This is a genomic window from Flavobacterium sp., from assembly GCF_023151265.1.
Taxonomy (GTDB): Bacteria; Bacteroidota; Bacteroidia; order Flavobacteriales; family Flavobacteriaceae; genus Flavobacterium.
In genome coordinates, this window is the sequence record NZ_JAKLJH010000004.1 from 26,097 (window position 1) to 39,798 (window position 13,702).

At 35.1% G+C, this 13,702-nt stretch carries 11 protein-coding genes and 2 pseudogenes; 8 read left to right on the forward strand and 5 right to left on the reverse strand.

Annotated features, from left to right (window positions below; genetic code table 11):
- Nucleotides 1–33: 33 nt before the first annotated feature.
- The 4 genes from L6Q46_RS00775 to L6Q46_RS00790 all read right to left on the reverse strand — a co-directional run bounded on the left by L6Q46_RS00775 (nt 34) and on the right by L6Q46_RS00790 (nt 4,005).
- On the reverse strand, nt 34–309 hold the full coding sequence (locus tag L6Q46_RS00775; protein ID WP_291282686.1) for a hypothetical protein: 276 nt from the start codon (nt 307–309) through the stop codon (nt 34–36).
- Between the two features lie 172 nt (nt 310–481).
- On the reverse strand, nt 482–859 hold the full coding sequence (gene mscL, locus L6Q46_RS00780; RefSeq protein WP_291282687.1) for a large conductance mechanosensitive channel protein MscL: 378 nt from the start codon (nt 857–859) through the stop codon (nt 482–484).
- Nucleotides 860–926: 67 nt separating this feature from the next.
- A complete protein-coding gene (locus L6Q46_RS00785) occupies nt 927–3,371 on the reverse strand; it encodes a bifunctional UDP-N-acetylmuramoyl-tripeptide:D-alanyl-D-alanine ligase/alanine racemase (protein WP_291282688.1) in 2,445 nt (814 codons plus the stop codon).
- Nucleotide 3,372: 1 nt separating this feature from the next.
- Nucleotides 3,373–4,005, reverse strand: coding sequence for a thymidine kinase (locus L6Q46_RS00790; protein WP_250582137.1), 633 nt, complete (start codon nt 4,003–4,005; stop codon nt 3,373–3,375).
- Between the two features lie 101 nt (nt 4,006–4,106).
- Between L6Q46_RS00790 and L6Q46_RS00795 the strand changes: the two genes are divergently transcribed.
- The 6 genes and pseudogenes from L6Q46_RS00795 to L6Q46_RS00820 all read left to right on the forward strand — a co-directional run bounded on the left by L6Q46_RS00795 (nt 4,107) and on the right by L6Q46_RS00820 (nt 10,285).
- Nucleotides 4,107–5,087: a hypothetical protein gene (locus tag L6Q46_RS00795; protein ID WP_291282689.1), complete on the forward strand. Its 981-nt coding sequence runs from the start codon at nt 4,107–4,109 to the stop codon at nt 5,085–5,087.
- A gap of 246 nt (nt 5,088–5,333) precedes the next feature.
- Complete coding sequence (rsmI, locus tag L6Q46_RS00800; RefSeq protein ID WP_291282690.1) at nt 5,334–6,011, forward strand: 16S rRNA (cytidine(1402)-2'-O)-methyltransferase; 678 nt, start codon at nt 5,334–5,336, stop codon at nt 6,009–6,011.
- A 6-nt stretch (nt 6,012–6,017) separates the two neighbouring features.
- Entirely contained in the window at nt 6,018–6,884 is an 867-nt protein-coding gene (locus L6Q46_RS00805) for a DUF4886 domain-containing protein (protein WP_291282691.1), read from the forward strand.
- A 30-nt stretch (nt 6,885–6,914) separates the two neighbouring features.
- A complete protein-coding gene (locus L6Q46_RS00810; RefSeq protein ID WP_291282692.1) occupies nt 6,915–7,340 on the forward strand; it encodes an OsmC family protein in 426 nt (141 codons plus the stop codon).
- A 115-nt stretch (nt 7,341–7,455) separates the two neighbouring features.
- Nucleotides 7,456–9,036: pseudogene (recJ, locus tag L6Q46_RS00815) on the forward strand (single-stranded-DNA-specific exonuclease RecJ).
- Nucleotides 9,029–10,285, forward strand: a complete 1,257-nt coding sequence (locus L6Q46_RS00820) for an MFS transporter (RefSeq protein WP_291282693.1) — start codon at nt 9,029–9,031, stop codon at nt 10,283–10,285. The pseudogene recJ and the gene L6Q46_RS00820 overlap by 8 nt, the downstream one beginning before the upstream one ends.
- On the opposite strand, the gene L6Q46_RS00825 is transcribed toward L6Q46_RS00820, so the two are convergent.
- Nucleotides 10,282–11,052 carry a UDP-2,3-diacylglucosamine diphosphatase gene (locus tag L6Q46_RS00825; RefSeq protein ID WP_291282694.1) on the reverse strand — a complete coding sequence of 257 codons (771 nt, stop codon included), beginning with the start codon at nt 11,050–11,052 and terminating at the stop codon, nt 10,282–10,284. The genes L6Q46_RS00820 and L6Q46_RS00825 overlap by 4 nt on opposite strands.
- 103 nt (nt 11,053–11,155) lie before the next feature.
- Here L6Q46_RS00825 and L6Q46_RS00830 point away from each other — a divergent pair, with 103 nt between their 5' ends.
- Both L6Q46_RS00830 and L6Q46_RS00835 read left to right on the forward strand, forming a co-directional pair.
- Nucleotides 11,156–11,470, forward strand: coding sequence for a hypothetical protein (locus L6Q46_RS00830; protein WP_146603266.1), 315 nt, complete (start codon nt 11,156–11,158; stop codon nt 11,468–11,470).
- 1 nt (nt 11,471) lies between these two features.
- Nucleotides 11,472–13,702, forward strand: a pseudogene (locus tag L6Q46_RS00835) (hypothetical protein); the annotation flags it as partial.

Here is a 13,702-nt window from a genome sequence, read left to right on the forward strand (position 1 = left end):
GAAATATTACCTGCAACAAATTATTGGTGATCTTTAATAAATTAAGCCATCATCTAATTCAACGGCATCAAAAAACAAATCTTCGGCACTTATTTTAGTATCTTTCCACTCAGAGTTATTCATTAGATTTGCGATTTCTGAATTTTCAAACCCTAATTTATCCAATACTTTAATTGTAATAGAGTATGCTAACTCTTGTTTGTTATTGTTCATTTCTTTATGAAGTGAATTAACAATATCGAATCCTGTAAAATTTTGTGATTTTAGTCTTTTTGCAATGTTATAATATTTTAATACTCTTTCTTGCATATAAGTTAGAATTAAAAGGTTTTATAATCTTTATTAATTATCAATGCTTTACTAAATTTACTTTCCGAAAAAGTGGAATTGCATTCAATGTTTATAACAAATCTAATCAATTTCTAAAAAAATACCCCGACGAATCGGGGTTTAATTAGAATATATAGTATAGCGGTATCGACTATTTTTTTAATAAATCTCTAATTTCAGCTAACAATTGCTCTTGTGTTGGTCCTGCTGGAGCCGCTGGAGCTGGTTCTTCTTTTTTCTTCATGCTGTTGATTCCTTTTATCATGATAAAAATAACAAAAGCAATAACTAAGAAACTGATTACAGCTGCTAAAAATTTACCGTATAAAATGCCGCCATCGGTTTTTAATCCGGCTAAATCTTCTACTTGAGCTGCTTTTAATGCTGGGTTTAATAAAGCCGGAGTTATTACATCGGAAACCAAAGAGTTCACAATCGCTCCAAATGAAGCTCCAATAATTACTCCAACAGCTAAATCCATAGCGTTGCCTTTTGCAATAAAATCTTTAAATTCTGAAATCATTCCCATAGGTTTTAAATTTTAAGAGTTAGTTTTTGTTTTAGTATAACGAATATACAAAATTTAAAACAAAATGTTAATTTTTGAAGAAAATTCGCTTCACGCGTTGCGAAATCCCAGTCAGAATTTCATATGGAATCGTTCCAATTACGCTTGCCATCTCCGTTACTTTCGGGTTTTTACCAAACACAATCACTTCATCGCCTGCTTTACAGGAAATATTAGAAACATCCACCATCATCATGTCCATACAAATCGAACCTAAAATGGTAGCTTTTTGGTTGTTGATGGTAACAAAACCTTTTTCATTGCCCCAAGCTCTTCGAATGCCATCCGCATAACCAATCGGAATCGTAGCGACTTTCATTTTTTGAGTTACTCGAAATCTTCGGCTGTAACCAATGCTTTCTTCGGCTGAAACTTCTCTGATTTGGGAAATAATGGTTTTTAATGTGCTCACATTTTCCAACACTTTTAATTCCTGTTCCGAATTTCCAATGCCATACAAACCAATACCTAATCGCACCATTTCCATCTGTTTTTCGGTATAATTGAAAATTCCAGACGTGTTTAAAATATGACGAATTGGTTTTGAAGGTAGTACTTTTTCTAATTCGGAATGCATCGCATCAAAACGTTGAAATTGTAATTTCGTGAAATCGTCTAGTTGCAAGTCGTCACTCGCAGCTAAATGCGAAAACACACTTTTCACCTTAACAAAATTGTTGTTTTTTAGTAAAGAACACAATTCGGAAATCAAATGTGGTTCAAATCCTAATCGATGCATTCCGGTATCCAACTTAATATGAATTGGATAATGGGAAATATTTTGGTGTTGGGCAATCTTTAAAAATGCCTGTAAACCTGTAATCGAATAAATTTCGGGTTCTAAATTATAGGCAATCATGGCTCTAAAACTACTGTTTTCTGGATTTAAAACCATAATTGGAGTCGTAATTCCGGCTTTTCGCAATTCGATGCCTTCATCGGCAAACGCTACTCCTAAATAATCGACTTTATGATGTTCGAGTAATTTAGCTATTTCGTAACCGCCATTTCCGTAACCAAAAGCTTTTACCATCACCATAATTTTGGTTTCAGGTTTTAATTTGGATTTGTAGAAATTTAGGTTGTGACTAATTGCATCGAGATTGATTTCTAAAATGGTTTCGTGATTTTTCTCTTCCAATAAAACCACAATTTCATGGAAGTTAAAACCACGCGCGCCTTTCACAAGAATGGTTTCGTTTTGAAACGATTGCGTATTAAATTGCTGTAAAAATTCTTGCGTAGTGGCAAACGAAATCACATTCGGTAAATCGTTCAATTGTTTTCCGATGGTTTCGCCAATGGTAATAATGCGTTCGATTTTATTTTTCGAAAGCAATTGTTTTACCTGATTGTAAAGCGTTTCCGCAGCAATGCCACTCGTGAAAATATCAGATAAAATAATCGTTTTTTTATCGTGTAATTTTTGTTGTTCTAAGAAATCCAACGCAATTTTCAACGATTGATAATCTACCGAATAACTATCGTCGATGACCAAGCAATTGTTGATCCCTTTTTTAGCTTGAAGTCTTAATTCTATTGGATATAATTCGGAAACTCGATTTTGGATAAACGCAATTTCTTCGCCTAAAAACAGCATGAAATTCACGCAAGTAATTACATTTTCAATCGAATTTTCGTCTGAAAACGGAATATTTACACTAAAAGTGTTGGTTGCGTTTTTGAAGTTTAATTCTGTTTTACCATTTTCAATTTTCTTCGAAACGAAAAGATTCGCGCTATCATCCGAAAAACTCCAAGTGTATTTTTGACTGTTTTCTGGAAGTAAAACTTCAATTTCAGAATTCTTTTCCAAGAAAATATCGGAACAATTTTCAAAAAGTTTGATTTTCTCTTTGATTTTGGCTTCGCGATTTGCAAAACCTTCATCATGAACCGAACCAATATTCGTTAAAATGCCATATTTCGGTTGAATGATGTGTTCCAAATTCGACATTTCATTGGGTAACGAAATTCCAGCTTCAAAAATTCCCAAATCATAATTCCCTTCAATCGCTAAAATTGATAACGGAACTCCGACTTGCGAATTATAACTTTTCGGATTTCGAACAATCAAATGATTTGGACTTAATAAGAAATTCAACCATTCTTTTACGATGGTTTTCCCGTTACTTCCGGTAATTCCCACAAATGGGAAATCGAATTGTTTTCGATAGCCAATCGCGGTTTTTTGCAACGCTTTCAACGAATTTTCAACGATAATGAAATTCGCTTTTTCGTATACATGTTCTGGAATATATTCGACTACAAAATAGCGAACGCCTTTTGCAATCAACTCTTCCAAATACAAATGTGCATCGTGATTTTGTCCTTTGATAGCAAAAAACAAAGTGTTATTTCCATTTTGTAACGAACGGCTGTCAATCGAAATATGACTTGCGGTAAACTCAGTCGAATTTCCATGAAAAACGCCTTTACAAAACGAAATAATATGAGTTAAGTTGAGGTTCAATTTATTGATTATCGTCTTTTTGCTTGTTTACAATTTCAACATCTTTCACTTCCATGTTTTCTCGTATAGCTTTAAAATAAGCAGCACGACTTAATGGTTCGTATTCTTCGGTTTCACCAAGCATTACCAGTCTTTTATCATCTGATTTTCTAAAACTATAATGGGCTAAATTTCCGGTACGCGTACAAACCGCGTGAACTTTAGTAACATATTCGGCTGTAGCCATTAGCGCCGGCATCGGTCCGAACGGATTTCCTTTAAAATCCATATCCAATCCAGCCACAATAACTCGAATTCCCGAATTAGCTAAGTCATTACAAACGGCAACAATTTCCTCGTCGAAAAATTGCGCTTCGTCAATACCCACGACATCACAACCTTGCGCTAAAATTCGAATATTTTCAGCAACAGGAACAGGAGTAGAACGAATTTCATTGCGATTGTGCGAAACCACCATTTCGTCGTCATATCTTGTATCGACAGCCGGTTTGAAGATTTCTACTTTTTGTTTAGCAAACTGAGCACGTTTTAAGCGGCGAATTAATTCTTCGGTTTTACCCGAAAACATGGAGCCACAAATTACTTCAATCCAGCCAAATTGTTCTTGTTGATTTACGGTATTTTCGAGAAACATTTTGTATCTTTCGTACGTTAAAAATTATTTTCTGTTACATTTGTAATCAAAACAAAATTATTAAAAAAGTATCGATATATTCAATTCCATCCAATAAAGTTATGAAGAAAAGAGTAAGCGCTGAATTAATCAGTATTGCCCACAGAATTTTAAAGTTGAAAAACCATTCAGAAACGGTTCAATTGCAGCAAGAAGCTAAAAATTTGTATGATCAATTAACGATTTTACGCTTTTATGAAGAGAATTTCGAATTGGTAAAAAACGAAATTTCAGAAGAAGTTTTGGAAGCAAAATTAGAAGGAAAGCAAGCCGATGTTTTTGAACAACCAATTGCGGTTGTGGAAGAAATTTCGCCTGAAAAGGAAGTTGAGGTTAATTCCGAAGTTTCAGAACCTATTGAAGAAGAAAAAGTGGACGAAACTCCAATGGAAGAAGAGAAAATTGTGGTGGCGGAGTTAATTATAGATGATGAAGACGAAGAGGAAGAAGTATTGATTACTTCAATGGAAGAAAAACCAATTGAAGAGGAAATTATCGAAGAAGAATCAGTTGCCGCTTCCGAAGTTTCGGAACCAAAAGCAGAAGAACCAGCGAAACAAATTTCGTTTGAAGATTTATTGGTGCACGATTACCAAGAATTGGATTTTGTGAAGGTTGAAGATGTTCCAGCTGAGGTGGCTAATGTTGTGGAAGCTACTTTTGAAGCGCCAACTCCTATTGTAGAAGAAGTTATTGCAGAAGTTCAACCAGAACCTGTTGTAGAAACTCCAAAAGTATTAGAGGAAGAAGTCAAAGCAACTTTTGAAAAAGTAAGCCAAGAACCAAGAATCAGTTCGTTAAATGATAGACTAAACAAAGCCATTACTTTCGGTTTGAACGATAGAATCGGATTTGAAAAGAAATTATTTGGTGGTAGTTCAGATGATTTTAACCGTGTGGTTTCGCAATTGAATACGTTTGATAGTTTTGAAGAAGCAAAAGCTTTCGTAGATGATTTCGTAAAACCGGATTATAACAATTGGGAAGGTGCTGAAGAATTCGAAACGCGTTTTATGGAAATTGTAGAGAAGAAGTTTAGTTAATTTTTAGTCGCAGTCACAGTTTTCAGTCGCAGATTCCTTTTGGTGAATTTGTGCTAATTTGTGAAATTCGAGTTTTAACACAGAGATTCACCGAGTTTTTTTGTTTTAGAGAGATACACAGAGCGTTTTAGTTTTTACATTCTTATATGAACTTTTCATTTACTGTATTCGCTAAAAAACTTACATGACTTATATGTTTAAAAATCCATGCTAATTCGTGAAATTCGTGTTTATAAATAGTTTTAAATGAGTAAATTATATATCGTTCCAACGCCGATTGGCAATTTAGAAGACATGACTTTTCGTGCGATTAAAGTGCTGAAAGAAGTCGATTTAATTTTAGCAGAAGACACGCGTACCAGCGGAAAATTGCTAAAACACTTTGAAATTGCTACGCACATGCACAGCCACCACATGCACAACGAACACAAAACCGTTGAAAATTTGGTGAAGCGCTTACAAGCGGGCGAAACCATTGCTTTAATCAGCGATGCGGGAACTCCAGCGATTTCTGACCCAGGATTTTTGCTTACGCGCGCTTGTGTGGAAAATGGAATTGCTGTGGAATGTTTGCCAGGAGCAACTGCTTTTGTGCCGGCTTTAGTGAATAGCGGTTTGCCAAATGATAAATTCGTTTTCGAAGGATTTTTACCCGATAAAAAAGGAAGACAAACCCGATTTTTAGCGTTACAAGAAGAATATCGTACGATGATTTTCTACGTATCGCCACACAAATTAAATAAAACCTTAGCCGAATTTGTACAATATTTTGGAGTTGATAGACCCGTTTCTGTTTCTCGAGAATTATCCAAGTTACACGAGGAAACTGTAAGAGGAACTGCTGAAGAAGTCTTAAAACACTTTGAAGCAAAACCAGCGAAAGGGGAGATTGTTGTGGTTGTGGGTGGGAAGAGTTTGAAGTAAGTTAATATGAAAGGAATTTTAGCAATATTATTTATTGTTTTTTATAGTTGTAAATCAAAACCTGTTGAACAGGTTGAAAAAGTAAATGTATTATTTATTGGTAATAGTTTGACTTACTATCATGATATGCCAAAGATGGTAGAAGAAATGTTAAACGAGAAGGTCCTAAATTATAATGTTGAACAAGCGGCTTTTCCAGGTATGACATTAAATAGTCATCTCAATAACATTATTTACAAAAGAGAAGGTGATAATATTTTCACAATACGTAAAAGTGAGTTCGAGATAACTGAAACAGAAAAAATAATTTCTTCTCGAAGTTGGGATTTGATTATTATTCAGGAAGCGCCTGATATGTTACTTTCAAAAGAGTTAGTTAATGAATTGGTTCAGTCAGATATTGAAAAAATAAGATTATTAAATCCTAATAAAAATTGTAAATATATATTTTTCAATACTTGGATTCCAAAAGTTGCAAGTTATCCAATTAAGAGTATTTGTTTGCCCAAGTCTGATTTTGATTCGGTAAAGTTTCCTGTTAATAAGTTAAATCCTGATGAAAAGTTTTGTTCAGAAGAAGTTTTAAATGAAAAAGAACATCTCAGAATTTTGAATGAAGCGTTAAATCAAATAAATTTAAAACAAAAGATGATAATTTCTAATCATCCAAATATTCATTTTAACACTAGAAATAAATATCTAGAAATTCAGTTGTATGATGATGATTATCATCCTTCAAAAACAGGTTCATTTTTAAATGCTTGTATTTTTTATAAAATAATTGCAGATAAAAGTCCAACGAGATTGAATTTTAATGCTAGTTTAGATGAAAAAACAGCATCTCTGTTAAAGAGAATCGCAAATAGTAATTAATTAAATCAATTTGTTCTTAGCAAGAAAACTATGGAAACACACAACATAACTACCACATGGAAAGGTAACATGCAATTTGAGTCCACTAACCCAAGTGGCGATGTCATTTCAATTGATGCTGGTCCAGAAAACGGAGGCGAAGGAAAAGGCTTGCGTCCAAAAGCGTTGATGTTATCGGCTTTAGCGGGTTGCACAGGTTTAGACGTCGCTTCGTTAATGGAAAAAATGAAGTTAGAAGTAGCCGATTTCAAAATTGAAACTTCGGGTGAATTAACGGAAGAACATCCTAAAACGTATCACAAAGTAAAAGTGGATTACCATTTTTATGGCAATAATTTAGACGAGAAAAAGCTAGAAAAAGCCGTTAATTTATCCGTAGAAAAATATTGTGGCGTGATGGAAATGTTTCGTCAATTTGCAAAAGTTGAGGTAACGATTTTTTATCATAAAGAGTAAAATTAAACCTGACAGGTTTCGAAAACCTGTCAGGTTTAAAAAATATTTATACCTTTGTCATTCAATTATATAAGCCAAAATAAATAATTCATAATTTTTAATTCGTAATTAAACTATGCGTTGGAATCCAAAATCTAAGCCAAATCCAGAAAAAGTACAAACCATTCAGAGCGCCCTTCAAGTCGATGAAATTATTGCGACACTTTTAGTTCAACGAGGAATCGAAACCTTCGAACAAGCTAAAACCTTTTTTCGTCCCACTTTAGCCGATTTGCACAATCCGTATCTCATGAAAGATATGGACAAAGCTGTGGCACGAATCGAAAAAGCCATTGCGAACAACGAAAATATCTTAGTTTTCGGTGATTACGATGTCGATGGAACAACCGCGGTTTCCTTAGTTTCAAGTTATTTACGAAGTTTTTATCCGAATGTTGCGACTTACATTCCCGACAGATATGCAGAAGGTTACGGCATTTCCTATATGGGAATTGACTATGCCGAAGACAACGATATTTCCTTAATTATTGCTTTGGATTGTGGTATCAAATCAATTGACCACGTGAATTATGCCAAAGCCAAAAATATTGATTTTATTATTTGCGACCATCACCGACCAGGCGATGTTTTACCCGATGCCGTTGCGGTTTTAGACCCAAAACGTGAAGATTGTTCGTATCCGTACGACGAATTATGTGGTTGTGGTGTCGGATTCAAATTAATTCAAGCTTTAGCTGAAAATCGAAATCAAACTATTGATGATTTAGTGGAATATTTAGATTTAGTTGCGACTGCAATTGCGGCTGATATTGTTCCGATTAATGGCGAAAATCGAGTGTTAGCGAAATTTGGTTTAGAAGTGATAAATTCGAATCCGCGACCTGGAATAAAAGCGCTAATTCAAAATGTAAAGAAGAAAGTCTTAACGATTACGGATGTGGTTTTCATCGTAGCACCAAGAATCAATGCTGCAGGAAGAATCAAACACGGAAACGAAGCTGTTGCTTTATTAACCGAATACGATTTAGACCAAGCGGAGCAATTTGCCTCCGAAATCGAGCAGCATAATTCCGATAGAAAAGAATTAGACAAACAAATTACGAAAGAAGCCTTACTTCAAATCGAAGAAAACAACGAGCAAACCCGATTTTCAACTGTCGTTTACCAAGAAAACTGGCACAAAGGTGTTATCGGAATCGTAGCTTCAAGATTGGTGGAAAATTATTGAGGTCATATGTATGCCGCTGGAATGACGCTTTTGGAAGAAAACTACGAAAATTTCAAAAATACTTTCGAAAAAGTCGTGCAAGAAACCATTCATCCCGATTTGTTGACACCCGAAATTTCATACGATGCCGAAATCGAGTTATCAGAGATCAATCCGAAATTAATGCGATTATTAAAACAATTCGAACCTTTCGGTCCTGAAAATATGACACCGTTATTTCTAGCGAAAGGATTAACCGATTCAGGTTATGCGAAAACTTTAGGTTCGGATAACGAACATTTGAAAGCATTTGTAAAACAAGGAAATTCGGAGAGTTTTGGAGCAATTGGTTTTGGATTGGGAATTAAATTAGACTTGGTAACCAACAAAAATAAATTTGATGCAATTTTCTCTTTAGAAGAAAATGAATGGAAAGATACTGTAACTTTGCAATTGCAATTACGCGATATCAATACTTCAAATGGCTAAAAAAGATCCATTTTCATCTTTACGAATACCCGAATTTCGCTGGTTTTTAGCCATGCGATTGTTTATTGTTTTGGCTTGGTCAATGCAATTTGTATTGATTGAGTGGGAAGTGTATCGCATCACAAAAGACCCGTTATCATTGGGATTAATTGGTTTAATGGAAATTATACCAGCAATTAGTATGGCGTTGTTTGCCGGACACATTGTAGATCAAAATGAAAAGAAAGGTTTGTTGATCAAATGTTTTTCTGGATTAGCAACAATCAGCGCTTTGTTGTGTTTATCAGTGCATCCGAATTTCATCGAATCTTTTTCAAAAAACACCATTTTATACGGAATTTACGCTTTAGTTTTCGTGGGCGGAATCATACGCGCGTTTTTAATTCCGTCTGTTTTTAGTCTATTGGGATTGATTATTCCGAAAAAAGAGCAACCTAACGCAGCGACATGGAGTAGTTCTACTTGGCAAGTGGCGGCTGTAATTGGACCTGCTTTGGCGGGATTTTCAATTGGTTGGTTTGGCGCATTTTGGTCGTTGATTTTTGTGGTTTTTTGTGTGATTATGGCTTTAGCCGTATTGACACAAATTGAAAGAAAACCAATTTTAAATCCAAAATTAGGCGAACCGATTTTCAAAAGTTTGAAAGAAGGATTGTCTTTTGTATTTAGTTCAAAACCTATTTTGAATGCTATTTCTTTAGATATGTTTGCGGTTTTATTTGGTGGAGCCGTTGCTTTATTACCCATTTTTGCACAAGATATTTTAAAAGTAGGTTCGGAAGGATTCGGAATTTTAAGAGCAGCTCCAGCTATTGGTGGATTGCTTACGATGTTAATTGCAACATCCATTCCATTACATCAAAAAGCAGGTAAAAAGCTATTGTTGGCTGTTTTTGGATTTGGAGTTTGTATTATCGTTTTTGGTTTATCGACTAACTTTTGGTTATCTGTAGTAGCTTTATTTTTAAGTGGTGTTACTGATGGAATTTCAGTAGTTATTCGTCAAACAATCCTTCAAATTTACACGCCTGATCATATGCGAGGACGAGTTTCTTCTGTGAATTCAATTTTTGTAGGTTCTTCTAATGAATTAGGTGCTTTTGAAAGCGGTTTGGCTTCCAAAATTATGGGAGTCGTTCCAGCGGTGGTTTTTGGTGGTATGATGACCTTAGGAATTGTTGGAGTTACAGCTGTAGCTTCACCAAAATTCAGAGAATTAGATATCGAAAAAGATTTGGAGAAAATTTAGTTTTTGAATTCTTTCAATTCCATTTTTTCACCATCAAAAACGCCATAGGTGAAATAACCAATCCAATCGCCTAAATTTACATATTTAGAATTTTCGGTTAATTCTATTTCTAATGGTAAATGACGATGACCAAAAACGAAGAAATTATATTCTTTAGTTTCTAACTTTCGTTTACAATATTGTACTAGCCATTCGTTATCTTCTCCTAAATATTTTACATCTTCTGCACCAGAAATCAGTTTATTTTTTACGGATAAATATTGGGCTAATTTCACACCAATATCTGGATGTAACCAACGGAATAACCATTTTGAAAACGGATTGGTAAACACTTTCTTCATTCGTTTGTAACCCATGTCACCAGGACCTTTTCCATCACCATGACCAATTAAGAATGTTTTTCCGTTAAATGTGAATTCTTGATTATCGTGATAAACAGGAATGTTTAACTCTTTTTGAAAGTAATCGCTCATCCATAAATCGTGGTTTCCAACAAAGAAATAAATAGGAATGCCAGAATCTTTAATTTCGGCTAATTTTCCTAATACTCTTACGAATCCTTTTGGAACAACGGTTTTATATTCGAACCAAAAGTCGAATAAATCACCTAACAGGAAAATGGCATCAGCATCTTGCTTAACAATATCAAGCCATTGAATGAATTTTTGTTCTCTTGGAAAACTTAATTCTGGGGTTGGTGCTCCAAAGTGCTGATCGGATGTAAAGTAAATTTTCAAGTTGTTTTGTGTTAAATTTATGTTAATCATCGATTATTTTCACATTTCATCGATTTAATACTCATTGTGTTAACAAGTTATGAAAAAACAAATATTTTTAACAAATTATTTATTAATTGTTAATATTAACATTATGAAAAAAATTTGTTTAATAATTTCTTTTTTAAGTTCTGTTATAGCTTTTTCGCAAGACAAAGTTAAAAATTTAGAAGTTGTAAAAGGGACTTTTCAGTTAGAAATTCTAAAAATGGATGTTGAACCAGTTTCAATTACTTCTGAATTATTAGAAAAAATTGATGATTTAAGAAAGGATTCCGAATTAGTTTATCTTCAAATTGATGATAAAAGAAGAATTAAAATTTTTTCACGTCAAGATTTAATTTCTGGAAAAAATAAAAATATTGAGGATTATGTAGTAGTAAACTCTTTTACAACTAATACTAAGTAATATGAAAAAAGTTATACTACTATTGTTTTTTTTTACAGGGTTTAATGTTTTTTCTCAAGCAGGAAGTAGTCCTTGTGATGCTTTACAATTATATCCTTACACCAGTTGCGGAAATCAATCTGGGCCGCAATATGCAGGACACTATCAAACAGAAGAAGCTTCAGGTAATAATGTTCCGATGACAGGAACAAGTACAATAAATCCTGCATGTACTACTGATAATGAAACAGCACAATCAGTTAGATGGATTGAAGTGGTTGCAACAACGACTTCTTTTACAATTACAAATTTAACAGATTATTCAGGTGCGGGTGCTGCGACTGCTGAGCAAAGAGATTATGTGGTTTTTTCAGGAACATGTTCTAGTTTAACTCAGATTGCTTGTGGAGCTTCAATTCCTATTAATGGGACTTTAAATGTGACAGGTTTGACTACAGGACAGACTTATTATATAATGGTTTCACAATCTGCTGCAGCTTTTAGTGGGTATCCAACAGCAAATGCTGCTGCAACCTGTATAACGAGTACAGTGCCACACGTAGCTTCTAATGATGCATGTTCTAATGCTTTTGTGTTGCAAAATAATGTTTCATATACATCTACAAATGCAGATAGTACAGCTGATGGTCCGAGTGTTTGTCAAAATCCAGCTTCGGGTTCTGTAGAAAATAATGTTTGGTACCAATGGTGTGCGCCTGCAAACTGGCCAGTAGGTCAGTTGGCATATTTAAATGTAAATAATCAGGTTTGTAATAGCACACAAGGTCTTCAGTTGTCTATTTATGGACCAGGAACTACTTGTGCGCAAATTACTGCAGGAACAGCTACTTCGGTAGTTTGTCAAAATCCGGGATCAACAACGGATTATAACTATACCTTTACAGCTACAGCTAATCAATGTTACTTAATTGTTTTAGACGGTTTTGCAGGAACTTCTTGTACTTATGATATACAAGTTTCAGCTAGTTTGATTTGTGATACACCACCTGTAGCTCCAACAGTTACAGTTACACAGCCAACATGTGCTATTACTACAGGAACTATTGTTGTAACAGCGCCATTAGGAGCTACATTAGAATATAGTATAAATGATGTGGTTTATCAATCAGGAACCACTTTTTCAGGTTTAGTTCCTGGGTCATATAATGTTACTGTTAGAAATACCACAACTGACTGTGTGTCAACTGCGACAGTGGTTGTGATTAATCCTCCAGCTGGAGCACCACCGGTTCCAACGATTACTACTACTGCACCAACATGTGTAGCAAATGGATTTAGTCAAATTTCGAATTATGTAGGAGGAACTACATATACGTTTACCCCTGCAGGTCCAACAGTTGATGGAACAGGATTAATCTCGGGTATGATTCTTGGTACGAGTTATACGGTAACGGCTACAGTTGGATCATGTACATCGGCAGCATCAGCATCGTTTACGAATTTGGCTACTTTAACAGTTCCATCGCAACCAACGATTTCAACAACAGCTCCAACATGTTCATCAGATGGAATATCAACGATAACGAATTACAACGGAGCGTTAATTTACACATTCACACCAGCGGGTCCTACAGCAGGAGCAGGCGGATTGATAAGTGGCATGACAGTTGGTACAAGTTATACCGTAACAGCATCTAATGGAAGTTGTTCATCAGTAGCATCAGCATCGTTTAGCAATGCAGCTATGCTAGTTACTCCAGCGGTTCCAACGATTACTACTACAGCACCAACGTGTGTTGCAGATGGAACATCAACGATAACGAATTACAATGCAGCAAATACTTACACATTCACACCAGCAGGTCCTACAGTAGGCGCAGGCGGATTGATAAGTGGAATGGTAGTTAGTACAAGTTATACTGTTACATCAGGTAATGGAAGTTGTACTTCTGTAGCATCAGCATCGTTTACGAATTTGGCTACTTTAGCAGTTCCATCGCAACCAACAATTTCAACAACAGCTCCAACATGTTCATCAGATGGAATATCTACTATCACGAATTACAACGGAGCGTTAATTTATACATTCATACCAGCGGGTCCTACAGCAGGAGCAGGCGGATTGATAAGTGGTATGACGGTTGGGACAAGTTATACCGTAACAGCATCAAATGGAAGTTGTTCATCAGTAGCGTCGGCATCGTTTAGTAATGCAGCTATGCTAGTTACTCCAGCGGTTCCAACGATTACTACTACAGCACCAACGTGTGTTGCAGATGGAACATCAACGAT